General features: G+C 49.0%; 16 protein-coding genes. 10 read left to right on the top strand and 6 right to left on the bottom strand.

Translation table 11 applies throughout. The annotated features are described in order from the left end of the window. The 7 genes from PK629_11770 to PK629_11740 form a co-directional block, all read left to right on the top strand. Positions 1-1226 (top strand): FecR domain-containing protein (locus PK629_11770; protein HOP12153.1); only part of this gene is annotated, 1226 nt, incomplete at its 5' end. Positions 1227-1256: 30 nt separating this feature from the next. Next, positions 1257-1817: an NADPH-dependent FMN reductase gene (locus tag PK629_11765; protein HOP12152.1), complete on the top strand. Its 561-nt coding sequence runs from the start codon at positions 1257-1259 to the stop codon at positions 1815-1817. Further along, positions 1814-2158: an inorganic pyrophosphatase gene (locus PK629_11760; GenBank protein ID HOP12151.1), complete on the top strand. Its 345-nt coding sequence runs from the start codon at positions 1814-1816 to the stop codon at positions 2156-2158. The genes PK629_11765 and PK629_11760 overlap by 4 nt, the downstream gene beginning before the upstream one ends. Before the next feature lie 38 nt (positions 2159-2196). Continuing rightward, positions 2197-3336 (top strand): hypothetical protein, encoded by a 1140-nt coding sequence (locus PK629_11755; GenBank protein ID HOP12150.1) that lies wholly within the window; start codon positions 2197-2199, stop codon positions 3334-3336. Between the two features lie 38 nt (positions 3337-3374). Then, a complete protein-coding gene (locus PK629_11750) occupies positions 3375-4517 on the top strand; it encodes a hypothetical protein (GenBank protein ID HOP12149.1) in 1143 nt (380 codons plus the stop codon). Between the two features lie 214 nt (positions 4518-4731). Further along, the gene (locus tag PK629_11745) at positions 4732-5217 is read left to right on the top strand and encodes a sigma-70 family RNA polymerase sigma factor (GenBank protein HOP12148.1); all 486 of its coding nucleotides are present in this window, start codon (positions 4732-4734) and stop codon (positions 5215-5217) included. Beyond that, entirely contained in the window at positions 5207-6361 is a 1155-nt protein-coding gene (locus tag PK629_11740) for a hypothetical protein (protein ID HOP12147.1), read from the top strand. Before PK629_11745 ends, PK629_11740 begins: the two co-directional genes overlap by 11 nt. A gap of 63 nt (positions 6362-6424) precedes the next feature. Here the strand turns inward: PK629_11740 and PK629_11735 are convergent, their stop codons facing one another. From PK629_11735 to PK629_11710, 6 genes are all read right to left on the bottom strand, one after another. Then, positions 6425-7129, bottom strand: a complete 705-nt coding sequence (locus PK629_11735) for an endonuclease/exonuclease/phosphatase family protein (GenBank protein ID HOP12146.1) — start codon at positions 7127-7129, stop codon at positions 6425-6427. Between the two features lie 120 nt (positions 7130-7249). Beyond that, complete coding sequence (locus PK629_11730; GenBank protein ID HOP12145.1) at positions 7250-7780, bottom strand: biotin transporter BioY; 531 nt, start codon at positions 7778-7780, stop codon at positions 7250-7252. Between the two features lie 15 nt (positions 7781-7795). Continuing rightward, on the bottom strand, positions 7796-9178 hold the full coding sequence (locus PK629_11725; protein HOP12144.1) for an alpha-L-fucosidase: 1383 nt from the start codon (positions 9176-9178) through the stop codon (positions 7796-7798). A gap of 14 nt (positions 9179-9192) precedes the next feature. Further along, the gene (locus PK629_11720) at positions 9193-11874 is read right to left on the bottom strand and encodes a glycoside hydrolase family 38 C-terminal domain-containing protein (GenBank protein HOP12143.1); all 2682 of its coding nucleotides are present in this window, start codon (positions 11872-11874) and stop codon (positions 9193-9195) included. 42 nt (positions 11875-11916) lie between these two features. After that, positions 11917-12834 carry an endolytic transglycosylase MltG gene (gene mltG / locus PK629_11715; GenBank protein ID HOP12142.1) on the bottom strand — a complete coding sequence of 306 codons (918 nt, stop codon included), beginning with the start codon at positions 12832-12834 and terminating at the stop codon, positions 11917-11919. After that, positions 12831-13559, bottom strand: coding sequence for a sulfotransferase (locus tag PK629_11710; protein ID HOP12141.1), 729 nt, complete (start codon positions 13557-13559; stop codon positions 12831-12833). The genes mltG and PK629_11710 overlap by 4 nt, the downstream gene beginning before the upstream one ends. Before the next feature lie 157 nt (positions 13560-13716). On the opposite strand from PK629_11710, the gene cysC reads away from it, so the two are divergent. The 3 genes from cysC (at position 13717) to PK629_11695 (ending at position 17085) form a co-directional block, all read left to right on the top strand. Continuing rightward, on the top strand, positions 13717-14298 hold the full coding sequence (cysC, locus tag PK629_11705) for an adenylyl-sulfate kinase (protein HOP12140.1): 582 nt from the start codon (positions 13717-13719) through the stop codon (positions 14296-14298). A gap of 10 nt (positions 14299-14308) precedes the next feature. Next, positions 14309-15190 carry a sulfate adenylyltransferase subunit CysD gene (gene cysD, locus PK629_11700; GenBank protein HOP12139.1) on the top strand — a complete coding sequence of 294 codons (882 nt, stop codon included), beginning with the start codon at positions 14309-14311 and terminating at the stop codon, positions 15188-15190. A 101-nt stretch (positions 15191-15291) separates the two neighbouring features. Beyond that, entirely contained in the window at positions 15292-17085 is a 1794-nt protein-coding gene (locus PK629_11695) for a GTP-binding protein (protein ID HOP12138.1), read from the top strand. The last annotated feature ends 86 nt before the right edge of the window (positions 17086-17171 follow it).

The following is a 17171-nucleotide window of genomic DNA, read 5'->3' as shown; positions in this document are numbered from 1 at the left end:
TCAATCTCGGCGGAAATGCTTATGCATACTACGGAACTCCGCCCACGGATACCGAATCATGGCACAAAATCGGGAGAATTATAAATGCTGACGGCGCCTACTCATTCAGTATTGATCCCATCTATAATCCGGGACCTCTCAATGAAACGCTGAGCGCTCAATTCAGTGCCGGAAGCGAAAGCGGTGAACGCATTGCCGTTTTGGTTGGCCTGAGCAACGGAGCTTCGTATTGCGTTTATGAGACCTATTACATTTATGAATGGCAATCGTCAGCGGAAGCGATTGCAACCGCATCTTCCGCCACACCCTCTGCTACAACCTCCATTGCCTCTTCCGCTGCATCACAGGAAACCTCCTCTGAGGACTGGGTGGACTGGTTGATGCCGGATTCGAAAGAAGAATCAGTACCCTATCCGTATAACTATTCACCAAAAGATGAGAACGGGAATTATATCGATTCCGGATTCAGAATCGGTGAAGTCGACGGTGAGGTACTGGTGCGCCCCGGTGATAGTCGGTTGGGCTGGGAATGGGTCGAACCCGGAACTATTCTTTATGAAGGCGACCACATCATGGCAAAAGGCGACGCCAGAGTGACGGTTGTCAGCCCTGATTTGGGATCCATTGTGGTGAAATCCAATTCGGAACTCATCATCGATTATGATTCCACCAAAAAAGAAAGCAAATGGGCGCTTGTAAACGGCAAGGTCTGGGCAAATGTGAAAAGCATGCTCAAAGATGGCAGCATGAATATTGAAATGTCTCAGGCGGTCGCCGGTATCAAAGGCACGATCTTTGTCTGCGAGGAGATTGACGGCGTATCCACGCTCAAGGTCATCGAGGGTAAAGTCACGTTCACCGACACATCCGGCGAAGTCGTCACCGTGAAAACCGGCCAAACGGTATCGGCAGACGAGACCGGATTGACGGAAGTGACGGCATTTGACGTGGAAGCCGAATATGCGGCTTGGGATGGATATCTCACCGCAGAAGCCGCCGCATCGCACAAAAACGGAACATTGACCGTGATTTTAATTATTACAGCCGTGCTCATTCTCGGTGGCGCCGCTGCGTTCTTGATTCTTAAAAAGCGCCAGCCGAAAACGGCTGTTGCCGGAACCTTTCCTCCGATGCAGCCTGCTCCTGTGACTTTCTGCGGAACCTGCGGAAAACCGGTCAAGCCGGGTGAGACGTTCTGTTCCAATTGCGGGCAAAACATAAAATAAACAATCTCGTGAAAGGACTTTTAAACCACTATGGTGAAACCGAAAATTCTCGCAATCGCAGGATCGCTGCGTAAAGACTCTTATAATAAACAGCTGGCGCTGGCGGCCAAAGAAGCCGTCGGCGTTCGGGCTGAATTTGAACTGCTCGATTTTGCCGACGTGCCGTTATTCAACGAGGACATCGAGTTCCCTGCCCCGCTGAGTGTAAAGCGGGTTCGCGAACAGGTCAAAGCGGCCGATGCCATCTGGTTTTTTTCGCCCGAATACAACCACTTTTTTTCGGGTGTGCTCAAAAACCTGATCGACTGGCTGTCGCGGGATACCGAGGAAGATAGCGATTTGCTCTCGGGAAAACCGACGGCCATCAGCGGTGCATCACTCGGCATGGGCGGCACCGTCACCGCGCAGGATCACCTCGTCACATTGATCAGCTTTCTCGACATGGACGTGATGAATTACCCTCGTCTGACGATTCCGCGGGTCTCAAAACAAGCGGATGGTAACGGCATCTTGAAGCTGACCGACAGCGCACCGTTTTTGCAAGAGCAGGCCGACATGTTTCTGGCGTTCATCGAACGCCGTTTGAAATGAACAACACGAAATTCTGGGCGGCGCTTGATAAGCTGGTCGAGGAGTCGGAGATTGTGATTGACCGCCCCAAGGGCACGGCACACCCGCGTTATCCCGATTTCATCTACCCGGTCGATTACGGCTATCTGAAAAACACCTCGTCGATGGACGGCGGCGGGATTGACGTTTGGGCCGGCACCGATCCCCAACGCAAAATCGACGCTGTCATGTGCATTGTCGACCTGATGAAACGTGACAGTGAGATCAAGATTTTAATCGGCTGCACCGAGGAAGAAAAAGCGCTTGTCTACCGGACACACAACGAGACCGAGTTTATGAAGGGCGTTATGATTCGGAGATAAATAAGACAAGCGGCAAAGGTGGCAATAAGGAGAACACAATGAAAATCAAAAATGCCGTTCTGTTAATAGTCCTCGCCGTACTCACTTTTCTCTTGGTATCCTGCGAAAGCGACGCAAAAGAATTAAAAAGAATACCGGCTGGGTTCATTAAACTGACATCCTCAGGAAACTATCCCAGAAACAGTTTAAGCTTTATGATTAAGGGAAAGAGAATTTTAATTAATGATGTCGATGGAACTTGTATCTATCAAACTAAACTTAGTAACAGCGACTTTATTGTTCAATGCGATGATGTTTATTATGTCAGTGAAGGAAAGTACTTAGAACTTTTTGATTCTGTAACGGTTTCTAAAATTGTTGATAAAATTCCTTCGGGGTTCGTTAAATTAAGCTCTGTTGATACTGATCAAGGTCTTCGTTATGGGTTTGGAAAAACGGATATTTCGTTTTTTACAAGCGGAGGGACTTGCATTTATAAAACTGAGTTAAGTAACAGCGATTTCATTGTTATTTACAAATATGAATACTATATTGATAATAATAAGTATTCGGATATGGTTAAAATGACAAGCGGTCCGGAAATCGAAACAAAGCACACCTTTGTTCAAATCGTTCAAACAAAACCGGACGGTTTCATTCAGTTGGTAGAAGCGGCAAATAATCAAGTAAACGGCTTGAATTTTATGTTTTTTGAAAACTATATTCTCTTTTTTGATTGTGAAAGAGTATGTATATTTGTAACAGAAAACGATGATCCTGAATTTATTGTAGAATTCAAAGATGAATTTTTTGTGAATGAAAAGAAGTTTTCAGAGCTGGTTGATGCGGCAAATAAAACAGTCGAACAACGTGACAAAATATACAGTATTGATGAGGAAATTGAATTACGCGGATGCAACTATTTAAACGGATACAATTTTAAAATTGACGAAGTGAAAGCCGCTGAAGCGGGTTGTACATATACAATCAAATTTGTAATTCGCCCGGGCGTGACCAAAGAACAAATGAAGGAAATTTTTGACCATGTTGAAACCAATCAAGGGACTATTATCAATGAGTTTAATTTTATCGGCGAAAGTGAGGTTCAGATAAATGTACCAGCCGGAGAAAAAATCAATATAATTTACGTGAAAAGCCCCGATTATTCCGAAGCTATAAGGAAAATAAGCGTTGAATAAAGGCGATTGAAGGGTAAAGTTTGCATAAGGAGGGCACAATGAAAATCAAAAACACTATCTTGATAATCATCCTTGTGGTATTAACCTCTTTCACAGTATCTTGCGGAAACGGTGTAAAAGTGGTTAAAGAAATTCCGGCGGGGTTTATTGAATTGAGTTCAGAAAAAAATGAATCGAATAACAGTTTGAGTTATAAGTTTGAGGATGATAAAGTATCATTTTATGATGATGACGGGATTTGTGTATATGATATAGAGCAAAGTAACAGCGATTTTATCGTTCGAGTCGGTGATGCTTATTATGTCAATGAAGAAAGGTATACGAGAATCCTTAATACTCCGACTGCTTCAAAAATAGTTGATGAAATTCCGCCGGGGTTCGTTTCATTAAAAACATTGGACGTTCAAACCACGATGTTTTTCGGGTATGGGAAAAAGCAGATTTCGTTTTATAAAAACGGAGTTTGCTTCTATCAAACAGAGTTAAGCAACAGCGATTTCATTGTTATTTATAATTACGAATACTATATTAATTATGAAAAATATTCAAATTTGGTTAAAAAGGCAAGCGCTTCAATAGTTGCAGAACCTGAAATAATCGGAAAACCAGTCCCCGTTCATATCGTTCAAACAAAACCGGAAGGATTTATTTTGTTGGATGAAGCGATAAAAAATCAAGATAATGGTATGAGTTTTATGTTTTTTGAAAACGGGTTTACGCTTTTTGATGCTGATTGGGTTGGTATATTCGGAACAGGAACCGATGATCAAGAATTCATTGTTGAATTTGAAGACGAAATCTATGTCAATGAAAAGAAGTTTTTAGAAATTGCGAAATTGGCAGATCCTGCTGTCGAAAAGCAAAACAAGTTATACCATATCGGAGAAGAAGTAGAAATACCAGGTAGACTATGTATCATAAAAATTGAAGAAGTGAATGCAACTGTATCCGATAAAACGACATATACCATAAAATATTCAATTCGGACCGATATTGATAAGAGATTTATTAACGAACTTTTCGACCACGTTGAAACCGACAAGGGGACAATCATTAAGGAATTTGATTTTACCGGAGAAGGAACTTTTGCAGTTACAGTTCCGGCCGGTGAGAAAATTTACATCATTGTTGTGAAAGGTCTTTTGAATTCCGCTATTCGAAAGATCGGCGTTAATAATTAATTTAGAAATACAAAATCAAGGAGTTTCTATGAAATATTTCGTAGTGGATGCGTTTACCGATCAGTTATTTAAGGGCAATCCTGCAGAGGGCTTTTTAATCTGAATCGATATAAGCCGTCTGGTTTCAGGCGGCTTTTTTTATAAAAATTCCCTCCCGGTGAAAAATTGCGGGGTTCTGAGTTGTATTATGGGTGAAAGGAGATGAGGATACGGCATGCATTCAAACGAGCTCATTGAATGCGTCAGGCAGGCGGTGATCAAATACTCCGACAATCTGCGGCGGCTGGCGTTTACTTATGTCAAATCGGTGCATAGTGCCGAGGACATCGTGCAGGACGTCTTTTTGACTTACTTACAAAAAGCGCCCGATTTCGATAGCGCTGAGCACGAAAAGGCCTGGCTGCTTCGGGTGACGATCAACAAAAGCCGGAATGTTATAAAAACCGGTTGGTATCGCAGCCGGTTAAAATTGACAGAAGAACGTGGTTATTTACTCCCGGAACAGAGTGAAGTGCTTGAGGCCGTATTGTCGCTTGCGGAAAAATATCGTCTCCCCATCCACCTGTATTACTACGAGGGCTATTCGATTGAAGAGATCGCAAAGCTGCTCGATACCAACCCTGCGACGGTCGGCACACGGCTGGCACGCGCAAGGGGTTTATTGAGACAATCACTGGGAGGGTTTGAAGATGAAGCGTAACACTTACCGCGATGCAATGGACACGGTGAAATTAAACGACGATTTTAATGATAAAACTATTGCAATGCTGGAAAATGAGACAAAACCCGCGCGCAAACTCCGGCTCAGACCCGCACTTGCGTTGGCCTGTTTCGCTTTGGCATCAATTCTGGTCATCACCGCAGCGGCGGCGGGCGGGGTACAGCTGTTTTCACTCTTGTACAGATCAGATGTTTCGGCATTTGAATCGTATTTCACAGAAGCGACAACGCCGATCAATACGGAAAACGTCAGCTTTACGCTTGAAAGTGTTGTATATGATGGGTATACTGGGCAAGCTTTTGTCTCTATGAAGGCATTGTCCGAAATCGGCACGGAATTGATCAATCAGTTTAATACCGATCTCGAAGCGTATAGTAAAGAAGAACAGAAAGGCTCGATTTTCTGGCCTGAAAAGCCCGATTACAAGAGAGCGATCTGCAATCATCATATGATCATAGCCGGAGTTGATAACCAACAATACGGCGGGGTATATTTTGCAATAAGCTTAATTTCCGAGCCGATTGAAGATGATAAATGTTATTATTTAATCGAATGGGACACGGGAAACTTTGAATTACCGGAAATTCAAATTGGCTGGACCGATAACAATGAAACGGTATTGACAGATTTTGACCTTTCGGCCACCACAAGCAACATTGTAATCGATTGCTCCACGGACGATTCACCGTATCCGGAATTGACCGATGCGACAGAGATTATCGTTTCACCGCTTGCTGTCTATATTTCGACCAGAACATCTGAGCAATATGTGAATGTTTGTCAATTGATCGGCGCTTTGTGCGATGACGAACAATATTATAATGATTCGGCCAGCGTGTTCGTCGATGAGAATGAATATTTGGATGATTTGATCTTGGTCAAATATACCAATGGGGAAATATATGATTTATTCGGAAGCGACGAGGGTGAATATAAGACACTACCGCTGACCGATGCCCTACCATTGGTACAGAACGGGCGGAACATGTTTTCATACAGCGAAGACGATGAAAATGGGGTGCGGACTTATTGCCGTATTGACAGAGCCGGATTCAATGAATTAACGGATCTAAGCGAAGTGGAGTCCATCATTTTCATGGGGGTCGAATACAAATTGCATTGAATATAAGATCATACAATGAAGAGGGCTTATCGTCTGTAAATTACAGACGATAAGCCCTCTTTATTACAGTTCCATTTCCGCAAGGTGCGGGCAATGGTCGGTTGCGACGATCTGCGGAATGTCCGCACTGAGGATTTTTTTCACGCCTTTTGCAAAAACATAATCGATTTTAATGCGCGGCGCGTCGGATGGCCAGCTTTTGAGTGTTTGATCTTTGAGCAGCGTCGCTGTGTCGGTATAAGCTGCGAAAATCGGCTCCAAAATAGGATCATTGGGTTCAAGATTGAAATCGCCCATCAAAACCGTCGGCTCACTTCCGGTGTTGGCAAGCACAGTTGCAACGGCATTTTTGGCTTCGGCTCGGGCGAGTCCCATATGGGTGCTGAGTACCGTAAAGCCGCCGAATTCGGCTTTCAGCAGACAGCGGGTCTCGTAATATACATCCTCATCCTTCACCTGCGGGTCGGGAATTTTGATGATTTTTACGGATTTGTACGGAATTTTTGAAATGATGGCATTGCCGTAATCGCCGCCGTCCGGGAATGTGATAGCCCGTGCGAAATAATAATGCGGATATCCGAGCAACTTTGCGATCCGCTCCGTCTGGTGAAAATAACCGGGATTATCGCCGCCGTCGCGCACTTCGTTGAGTGTGACGACATCGGGGTCGAATTTTCGGATCACGTCTGCGACCATTTCAAGGTCAATGACATCGTGCAGGTGGCGGTTTCCGTGCTGGATATTGTAAGTCATGAATTTAAAAATCATTATTTCGTCTTCCTTCGATTGATCAAATGGTCTATAAGGTATATTGAATCTGTCATGAATAAAAGCGAAGCAACGAGGGCGACACTCCTTATGGGAATATGGAATGGTCAAGACCGTTCCCTACGATTTTACCCTGTCGAGTGCCAGTTTGACGCCGAACGCGGCTGCGGCTTTTGCCAGATCAAACGGGATGAACGGGATTACGCAAATAGCCAATGCGGCCATAAATCCGGTTCCCGTGACTTTGCAAAACCACAATGTCCCCAGCCCGTAACAGAGCAGCAGTGCGGCAATCATACCGAGCCAATAGCCATACCAGCGGCCTTTAAACAATTTTAAAAGCCCTGAGATCGCCAACGCCATCAGCGGATAGGCCATCAGATAGCCGCCGGTCGGGCCGAGCAGCACGCCGACACCCGCACCAAAACCCGAAAACACCGGTACGCCGACCACTCCGATTAAAATATATACGAGCATTGAGGCTGTCGCCCAAATTGGCGGGAGAATCGCCGCAGTCAAAAAGACACCGAGCAGCGCCAAGGTGATCGGTACCTGCCCGATCGGGATTGTGATAATTGCCAATATGCAGATGATGGCGGTGAACAGGCCGCACAAGATAACTTTTCCGAGTTTTGTTTGGGGCAATTTCATGATTCAGCCGAACTCCTAAGCGTAGATTTTCAAGTCCTTGATCAGAACCTCACCGCGAGCTGCGGTAATCGTGATGCGGAATTTATCTTTAAGCTGTTCGCAATTTGCACATCTACTCCGGTTAAATGCGCAGATTTTCCGATTGCCGATGCAGGTGCCGTCGTAAAAATTGCGGTAAACACCATCCCAGCACTGGTCGGCGATGATAAATGAACTGACCCGCTGACCTTTCGAAATATCCTCGGACAATACGAAATATTTCGGCCTGCCCGCTTGCTCACAAACGATATCAATCTGAAGCTGGGTCTTTTCCTCATTCAGATAGGTATATTCGATTTTTGCCTCCGGCGTGATATCGTTTCCGAATTCGGTTTTAATCAGATCGCCGAGTTCTTTCAAACGGGCGATGTCGCGCGAATCGAATTTCCCGCTCGGCATCGGTGGAATATTGAGGTTGAGGCAGGCGTTGGAGCCGACCGACGCCAGATAGATACCGAACAGTTTTTCAAGCGCACGCGGCTCTTCACAGGCATGATAAAACCAACCCTTACGGATCGACGTGTCGATTTCCGCACCGACAAAAACCAGCTTTTTGCTATATAAGATCGTGTCGAGGCCGCCGATGTTTTGGGTCTCGTTGCGCATATAAGAAAGCGTTCCGGGCATTACGGCCTCATCGGTCGGCGCCGCCTGCTCTCGGTAACACAGCTCGTACGGTACGACCGACCACTCGGCATAACGGCCGGTTCCGGCCTCGTTGCCGCAGTAGCGTACGTCAGGGCTATGATCGTTGAAAACAACGGCATTGGGCTGATATTTGCGGATCAGTTCGATATAACCCTCGAAGTCGTATTCCTGCTTTCTGCCATTAGGTCCTTCCCCGCAGGCCTCGTCAAACCAGACCTCGAAGATGTCGCCGTAACCGGTCAGCAGTTCGGTCAGCTGCGCCTTGTAAAAATCGTTATAGGCGGGTGTTCCGTAAATCGGACAATTGCGGTCCCATGGCGAGAGATAGATGCCGAATTTGATACCGCCGCGTTTGCAGGCCTCGGCGGCTTCTTTGACAATGTCGCCTTTGCCGTTTTGAAACGGACTGCTTTTCATGCTGTGCATCGTGGTATTCGTCTGCCACAGGCAAAAACCGTCGTGGTGCTTGGCGGTCAAAATCAACCCTTTCATCCCGGCAGACTTGACAGCTTCAACCCAACCGTCGCAGTCGAGTTCGGTCGGGTTGAAAATCGCAGGGTCTTCGTCGCCGTGACCCCATTCAAGGTCGGTGTAGGTGTTTGGAGAGAAATGCACGAAAGCATAAAATCCCATGTCAAACCAGGCAAGTTGCCTCGCGGTCGGTTTGATATTCGCCGCGTAGTTCAGAAAACCCTTGATAGTCTTTTCCATATCGATTTCTCCCGTCAGAATGTAAATTCGGCCGTTTTAACCTCATGCGGACGCAGCGATAAAAGAACTTTCCCGTCTTTTACGGTCAATGCGCTCTTTTCGTCGCCGCAGAAATCCGTTTCGCCGGCCTTTTGAATCGGTTTTGAGATCGCGAAAACGGCCTTATCGTTCTGTTCGCTCGGGTTAAAGATGCGCAGGACGCCGTGATGTTCCGATTTGAGCTGCAGTGCCGAAACGACGCTGTTTTTGCTGTCGAGCGCAAACAGCAAGTGTTCGGGCTTCAATTCGCCCGTATGAACTCCGGTCTCAAAGGCGCGTAAACCGGATTTATAAGCGACGCTGTTTTGCAGCGCTTTTGCCGGGGTGAGATCGTCCGAGAAAGCGGCTGCGTATTCAAAAACCATCTCGGTCTGCATCTGTCCCATAACGGCTTTGGGTCTGGCGACCTCGTTTGCGAACGCGCGGAACAGCGTCAGCGCGACAGTGCGGTCGGATTCCGTGACCTCGACCTCGTAAAGTCCCTTGGTATAGAGCGCAAAGGCGTTTTTGCCGTCTTCAACAAAAACCGTACCCTGCGTCGGATTGACGTTGGTCTCGATCTCGGAGGATTTATCGTTGTTCGCTTTTTTTACATTCCATTTTTGCATATCAAACGGCGTTTGGGTATAAAACTCTTTGCTTTCATATCCGGTCGGGAACAGAACGCGCAGGCGGTGGTCTTCGATTTCATTTTTCACGGCGGTTTTGAAAGAGATCGTTTTGCTGCCCTTTAAAATCGTCACGGTGGTGCGCAGTTCGAGCGTTTTGCGCTCCTTGGAACGGGTTTTATCGGTCGGGTCATAGTTTTCCGGCAGCTCAAGACGATGTGTGAGTTCCAGCACCGCAGCAAACGGCCCGTCGGAACGCACGGCGAACTCCGCAGCGTTTCCGAAAGTCAAAAATTCCGAATCGCCCGTCGGCTTGACATAATTCCAGCCGTCGCCGACGTCGCCGCAGTCCTCAAAGGTCAGCAGGTTTTGATAGACCTTACCGGTCTTTTGATCGGTCACTTTCAAACCGCCGTTTTCAAAGGCGACCGTGATCGCGCCGTTGTCCCAGACATTGCGCGCAACACGCATCGTGCCGCCGTAACGGGAAGCATCGGGTTGGTCAACCCGATATTGCCCTTCTTTTATTTTGTTTTTCGGATAATATTTGACCGAGAGCGTGGTGTAGCCACCCGCCGGAATGCTCAAGTCGGCAGCCACATCGACCGCTTCTTTTTCTTCGAAATTAATCAACTTATGAATGGGTGCGACCGGCACCTGATAAACGCCGCCGACCGAAAGAATCTGATACGGGATTTCGGTTCCGCTTGAATCGAAAAGTTTGAAATTTTTATAATTGCCCTTCGGAAGTGCGAGCGTGAAAGCCGTATGTCCGGAAACCGTATTCTGGGCGGGATTGAAAACCGTGAAGAAGGTCTCGCCCGACAATGCGGAGGTGTCGATGTTTTCCGAAATTTCTTCGAGCGCGTCGGTTGTCATGCGTTCGCCGATCTGAAGCGCCTGACGGAAGCGATATTCGTTGTCCTTATGGACATCCGTAACGGAACACCCGCAGATGGAGTCGTGCGGGTGGTTTTGCAGCAGGTATTTCCACGCGCGGCTGAAAAATCCGGAGCGCGGCAGCGGATGGCGGATATAAAAATCCCGTCGCGGGTTTCCGATCATTGATGCGGCAAAATCAAACGGCTCGGCCCACGCGGTCAACAGGTTTTCGCAGGCGGCATTCATCTGCTTTAAATGCACCATCGAGGACAGCACGTTTTTCAGCACGATATTGTTGAGACCCTTTTGCCCGACATTGTAAAGCGGACCCGCGATTTTTTCCAATTTCGGATTTTCGGCTTTAAAACTCTTTTCGAATTCCCCGAATGTCGTATGAATAAATTCGTAATCGGTGAAATGCTCGTTTAATTTATTGAGCATCCACGGCAGACGCGGTTCGGCGTCGACATGGTCGCACCCGTCCATCATCAGATGGCTGCCGCAGGCCGCGGCTTTGTCGGAGCGTTCCAGCATGGCTTCCGTGCGCTCAAACAGCTCCTTTTCATCATACTCCCTGCCCTCAAACGGCCAGCGGATCGAGAAATAGAAGTTGCTGTAAGTTCGGTCGATATCGAGTTTAAATGCCGTGATCTCGCTTCCGTCCGCACCGACCCAGGTGAACGCATCTTTCGGATAGTCGCCGATGCCGCGGAAAACCACGGCGGAATCAATGCCGAAACCCTTTAAAATCTGCGGAAACTGGGCGTTATGGCCGAAAATGTCGACAACATAGCCGGTTTTCATCGGTTCGGTATAGTATTGCGCGGAAATCTCATAGCCCTTTTGCAGATTGCGCACCAGCGACTCTCCCGAGATCAAAAACTCATCGGGCATGACGTACCACGGACCGATGATCAGTTTTCCGGCGTCGATCAGCTTTTGAATGCGTTCTCGGTTCTCAGGGCAAATCTCCAAATAATCTTCAAGCACGATGGTCTGGCCGTCGGTGTGAAAGACCTTATAATCGGGGTTTGCCTCTAAAATTTCGAGCAGGTCGTCGAACATGCGCACAAGCCGGAAACGGTAATCCTGAAAGGTCTGGTACCATTCCCGATCCCAATGCGTGTGGGAGATGACAAAACATTTTTTCTTGTTGTCCTTTGCCATAACAATTCCCCTTTTATTGATTACTTTATGAAAAAGGCCGGCTCAGATTCCCAAGTCGGTCAGATTTTGCTGGTGCTGTTCATAGGTCTCGGCATAGGCATATACACCTTCGGCGTTCGCCGCAAAATAGAGGTCGTCGGTATCCAGCGGGTTCAACGCGGCTCTGATCGCGTCCATGCCCGGGTTGCAGATCGGGCCGGCAGGCAGCGCCGCGCATTTATAGGTGTTGTAATATTCGTTGTAGCGATTGACATCGCCCGTGATATAGGGTTTGATGTCGTTTTCGACATAGATGATCGTGACGTCGCACTGCAGCTTCATGCCGGAATTCAACCGGTTATGCAGCACCGATGAGACGTGGCGCATCTCGCTCTTGACGCCGCATTCTTTTTCGATGATCGAGGCGAGCGTGATGATTTCCTCCACCGAATAACCGGACTCCTCCGCCTGTTGGCGCAGCTCGTCGGTCCACCTGGCCTCGGCGTTGCGCAGAAACCGCCCGATGGCGTCCTGCGGCTTCATGCCGTAATAAAACTCGTAGGTGTCCGGAAACAGATAGCCCTCAAGCAGAAAACAGCGGTGCTCGTCAGGCTCGATGGCCGCCACCAGCGGATAATAGGTATAGTCATAACTCGCGGCGGTTTCCCAGAGTTTATCGGCTTTGCAGACGTCATTTTCTTCGAGCAAAGTAAAAACGTCCGCCATGGTCATGCCTTCGGTGATTGTTACAAATACCGTTGTGGAGGATGCGGAGGATTCCCCGTAGGATTCTTCTGATGATGTCTCGGATAAATTTGAAACTGCGCTTGTTTTTGAACTTTTCGTAGCAGAACCGGACGAAACGACAGAATCCTCTTGAGATGACCGATTATTGAGTATGAATTCTAACTGCGCACAGCCGCAAACCGGCAGGCACAGACAAAGCACCAAACAAATGATTGTGGTTCTAATTCTTTTCATACGCCTTTCTCAAGTTCGTATCCGCACTCGAGCATATCCTCACGGAAAAAATCAAACATGTGCACGTCATCGTCGTGCAGATATCGTCCCACCGAATCGGTTCTCATCGGAATTTTGACCAACTTCACGCCTAAGAACCGCTCGAGACGGCGCAGGGTCTCCTCCTGCTTGAAAATCATATCCTCAAACCGCACGGAGATCACGTTGGCGGGTTGAGGCGTCGCACGTACGAGTTCACGCTGATAATACCAACTGATGGCGCGGTTGCGGCGCTCATCGTCGGTTTTATCGTATTGGACGCCGAAATCGTTGAGATTATCGGTCAGGTGGCCACCCAAAATGCAGTCGCGCGGGTCACGCACCCAATGGATATACTTGATATCGGGAAACATTTTAATAATCCACGGATAGACCAGCGTGGTCTCGGGGATTTTCCAGCCCTTATTGGCGTTCTCGCTGGCAAACACCGATTTCAGATAGCTGTTGATAAGCCGCTTAAATTCTTCGGTTGGCTCCATATTCAAAACCGTTGAAAAATCCCATTTCAAGCCGCCCTCAAAACGGACATATTTCGCCATCTCACGGCAGGCGTCGTACATATCCTCCGGCGGAAGCAGATCCCCCGAGACATTGAGCGGTTCGCCCATGAAAACACCACTCTGTGAGAGCGTATGCGAGATCGCCCGTGTTCCGGAATGACCTCTGCCGATGATTGTTACGATCATAATTTTTCTCCTTGCGGAAGCTTTGTCGCACACAAAAGGCAAGCCCTTATGTGTACACACGACATTTTACAACACCGGGTATGTTTTTGCAAGGTTATGTTGACTATTTCGGCTTAAAGTTTTAAAATACTATAGATTGATTTCGGGAGGTGACGAAATGAGCGAAAACGTGGTGTGGCAGAAACGGCTGACCACCGAACAGGACCGAATTGAGGCGAACGGGCAAAAAGGCGCGGTCGTCTGGTTCACCGGACTCTCGGGCAGCGGCAAATCGACTGTTGCGGCGCTTATTGAAAAGCAACTTGTCGATGCGGGTCACTGCGCCTATCTGCTTGACGGGGACAACCTGCGTCACGGCCTCTGCGGCGATCTCGGATTTTCCGACACCGACCGCGACGAGAACATCCGCCGTGTTTCGGAAGTCGCCGCGCTGTTCGAAGATGCGGGCGTGATCGCACTCGTCAGCGCCATCTCACCGTTTGAAAAGATGCGCGCATTCGCCAAAAGCCGCAGTAAGAATTTCTTGCTCGTCTACGTCAAAACAAGCGTCGGGGCCTGCGAAAAACGCGATCCGAAAGGGCTTTATGCCAAAGCCCGGCGCGGTGAGATCACCGGTTTTACGGGCATTGACTCGCCATACGAGATTCCCGAAAGTCCCGATCTCGTGTTGGACACCGAGACCGTGAGCGCGGCCGAATGCGCACAGCAAGTTCTTTCGTCGATCAAAAAGATTATTTAGGAGATTTTTCATGGACCATCTTGATCAGCTCGAAGCCAAGAGCATTCACATTATCCGCGAGGCCTACAGCCAATTCAAATCGCTTTGCATGCTGTGGTCGATCGGCAAGGACAGCACAGTGCTGCTTTGTCTGGCGCGCAAGGCGTTTTACGGGCATGTTCCCTTCCCGCTCGTACACATCGACACACATTATAAAATTCCGGAGATGATCGAATACCGCAACCGGCTTGCGCTGGAGTGGAATCTCGATATGATCTACGGTGAAAATACCGAGGCGCTGGCCTCAAAACGCACTTTTCCCGACGGCAACGCCACGCGCATCGAGTGCTGCAAGGCGCTCAAAACCGAGGCGCTGGCGCACACCCTCTCGGGCGAATGGCCGCGTTACCGCATGAATCACAAACTCGGCAAATACGAGGTCGACGGCAACACCGAGCCGTACACCGGCGTAATCGTCGGCGTGCGGGCGGACGAAGAAGGCAGCCGCTCCAAGGAACGCTATTTTTCGCCGCGCGACAGCCACAACGACTGGGATATCGGCGACCAACCGCCGGAATTCTGGGGGCAATATAAAACCGATTTCAAACCCGGCACGCACATTCGCGTCCATCCGCTGCTGGACTGGACCGAATTGAACATCTGGGAATACATCAAGCGCGAAAACGTGCCGATCGTTTCGCTGTATTTCGATCAGGGCAAAGGGCAGCGTTACCGCTCTCTCGGCTGCTGGCCCTGCACCAAGCCCGTGGAATCCACCGCGAAAAACCTCGATGAGATCATCGAAGAACTCAAAACCGGAAAATTCGCCAACATCGCCGAACGCAGCGGACGCGAACAGGACAAAGAAGACGGCGGCGGACTCGAAGAACTGCGCAAGAACGGATATATGTGATGTGATTTTCATTTTTTGAAAATCACATCACACTGAAAAAGGCGCTTCATCCTCTCAATCACGCCTTCTTCCAAATATAAATTTATCGTATGGAGATTAAAATGGATTCGATTTTAAAAGACGAACTGATGAATATTGTCATCGTCGGACACGTCGACCACGGCAAAAGCACCGTGATCGGCCGTCTGCTTGCCGACACCGGTTCCCTGCCCTCGGGCAAACTCGAACAGATCAAGGAGATGTGCCGCCGCAACGCAAAGCCGTTCGAATATGCATTTCTGCTTGATGCGCTTAAAGACGAACGCTCGCAGGGCATCACCATCGACACTGCGCGCTGCTTTTTCAAGACCGAAAAACGCAAGTACATTGTCATCGACGCGCCCGGCCACATCGAATTTTTAAAAAATATGATCACCGGCGCATCCAGAGCCGACGCCGCGTTATTGGTCATCGATGCCGCCGAGGGTGTGCAGGAAAACTCCCGCCGCCACGGTTATATGCTGTCGATGCTCGGCATTCGTCAGGTCTGCGTGCTGGTCAACAAGATGGACCTTGTCAACTACGACCAAAGCGTCTTCGAGCAGGTCAAAAAAGAATACGACGAATTTTTAAGTCAGATCGGCATCACGCCCGAGGGTTATATTCCGGTCAGCGGCATGCAGGGCGACAACATTGCTGCACCCGGCGACCGCATGGACTGGTATCACGGCCCGACCGTACTCGAGACACTCGACCGCTTTATCGCGACCGCACCGCCGATCTCGCTGCCGTTCCGTATGCCGGTGCAGGACGTTTACAAATTCACCGGCGAAGGCGACGATCGCCGTATTATCGCAGGCACCGTGGAGACCGGAAAGCTCACGGCGGGCGATGAACTGGTCTTTTACCCCAGCGGTAAAAAGACCACCGTCAAGCGCATCGAACCGATGACGGCCCTTGAAAAAGACGGCATCGCCGAGGCCGGATACGCCACCGGATTTACGATGGCCGAACAGATTTATATCCGACGCGGCGAACTCTGCACCCGAGCCGACGAACCCGCACCGCTGGTCGGAAACCTTGTCAAAGTCAGTTTATTCTGGCTCGGCAACACGCCGATGACTTCCGGAAAATCATATTACCTCAAAACCGGTTCCGCCAAAGTGGAATGCCACCTCGAGGAAACCCTGAGCGTCATGGACGCCTCGACCCTCAAACGGGTCAAAAAAGAACGTGTTGACAAATACGACGTCGCCGAATGCATCCTCTCTACCGAACGCCTGGTCGCTTTCGACAACGTCGGCGAGCTGGCCGTAACCGGACGATTCGTCATCGTCGACGAATATGAGATTTCGGGCGGAGGCATCTTCACCGACACCGTCCAAAGCCGGCATCTCGGCACCAAACGCAAACTCGAACTGCGCGATATCAAATGGGAAAAGAGCGCGGTGAGCGTGGAAGAACGCAAAAAGCGTTTCGGTCAGACCCCGGCCATCATTCTGATCACCGGCGCCGAACACACCGACAAAAAAACTCCCGCAAAGGCGCTTGAAAAATCCCTGTTCGACAGCGGAAAGAATGCCTATTACCTCGGCATCGGCAGCGTTCTTTACGGCATGAATGCCGACCTGAACCCGTCCAACCGCGAAAAGCGCAGTTCCGAGCATATCCGCCGGCTCGCCGAGGTCGCCAACATCCTGACCGACACCGGATTGATTCTCGTCGTGACCGCCACCGAACTCAGCAAATACGACGTCGAGACCATCAAACTGGTCTCCGCCGGAAAACCGGTGCTGACAGTCTGGCTGGGCGATCCGCACAACACCGACCTCGTCTGCGATATGGTCCTTGACGAACACAGCCCCGATATCAGTCAAAAAATCGTCGAAAAGCTGAAAACCGACGGTATGATCTGAATATGAAAAGCCCCCGGTTCAACCGGGGGCTTTTTTGTATCCAGAAAACCACTCGCTAGGCGAGTGGTAGAAAAAAAGGCTAATGC

The organism is Oscillospiraceae bacterium (assembly GCA_035380125.1).
Taxonomy (GTDB): domain Bacteria; phylum Bacillota; class Clostridia; order Oscillospirales; family JAKOTC01; genus DAOPZJ01.
The sequence above is the reverse complement of the archived record's forward strand: the minus strand, read 5'-3'. Positions and strand labels throughout refer to the sequence as shown.

Excerpts from the sequence above, each read along its gene's own strand:
- PK629_11765 (HOP12152.1), top strand. The coding sequence starts at position 1,257 with ATGGTGAAACCGAAAATTCTCGCAATCGCAGGATCGCTGCGTAAAGAC.
- PK629_11760 (HOP12151.1), top strand. The coding sequence starts at position 1,814 with ATGAACAACACGAAATTCTGGGCGGCGCTTGATAAGCTGGTCGAGGAG.
- PK629_11755 (HOP12150.1), top strand. The coding sequence starts at position 2,197 with ATGAAAATCAAAAATGCCGTTCTGTTAATAGTCCTCGCCGTACTCACT.
- PK629_11750 (HOP12149.1), top strand. The coding sequence starts at position 3,375 with ATGAAAATCAAAAACACTATCTTGATAATCATCCTTGTGGTATTAACC.
- PK629_11745 (HOP12148.1), top strand. The coding sequence starts at position 4,732 with ATGCATTCAAACGAGCTCATTGAATGCGTCAGGCAGGCGGTGATCAAA.
- PK629_11740 (HOP12147.1), top strand. The coding sequence starts at position 5,207 with ATGAAGCGTAACACTTACCGCGATGCAATGGACACGGTGAAATTAAAC.
- PK629_11735 (HOP12146.1), bottom strand. The coding sequence starts at position 7,129 with ATGATTTTTAAATTCATGACTTACAATATCCAGCACGGAAACCGCCAC.
- PK629_11730 (HOP12145.1), bottom strand. The coding sequence starts at position 7,780 with ATGAAATTGCCCCAAACAAAACTCGGAAAAGTTATCTTGTGCGGCCTG.
- PK629_11725 (HOP12144.1), bottom strand. The coding sequence starts at position 9,178 with ATGGAAAAGACTATCAAGGGTTTTCTGAACTACGCGGCGAATATCAAA.
- PK629_11720 (HOP12143.1), bottom strand. The coding sequence starts at position 11,874 with ATGGCAAAGGACAACAAGAAAAAATGTTTTGTCATCTCCCACACGCAT.
- mltG (HOP12142.1), bottom strand. The coding sequence starts at position 12,834 with ATGAAAAGAATTAGAACCACAATCATTTGTTTGGTGCTTTGTCTGTGC.
- PK629_11710 (HOP12141.1), bottom strand. The coding sequence starts at position 13,559 with ATGATCGTAACAATCATCGGCAGAGGTCATTCCGGAACACGGGCGATC.
- cysC (HOP12140.1), top strand. The coding sequence starts at position 13,717 with ATGAGCGAAAACGTGGTGTGGCAGAAACGGCTGACCACCGAACAGGAC.
- cysD (HOP12139.1), top strand. The coding sequence starts at position 14,309 with ATGGACCATCTTGATCAGCTCGAAGCCAAGAGCATTCACATTATCCGC.
- PK629_11695 (HOP12138.1), top strand. The coding sequence starts at position 15,292 with ATGGATTCGATTTTAAAAGACGAACTGATGAATATTGTCATCGTCGGA.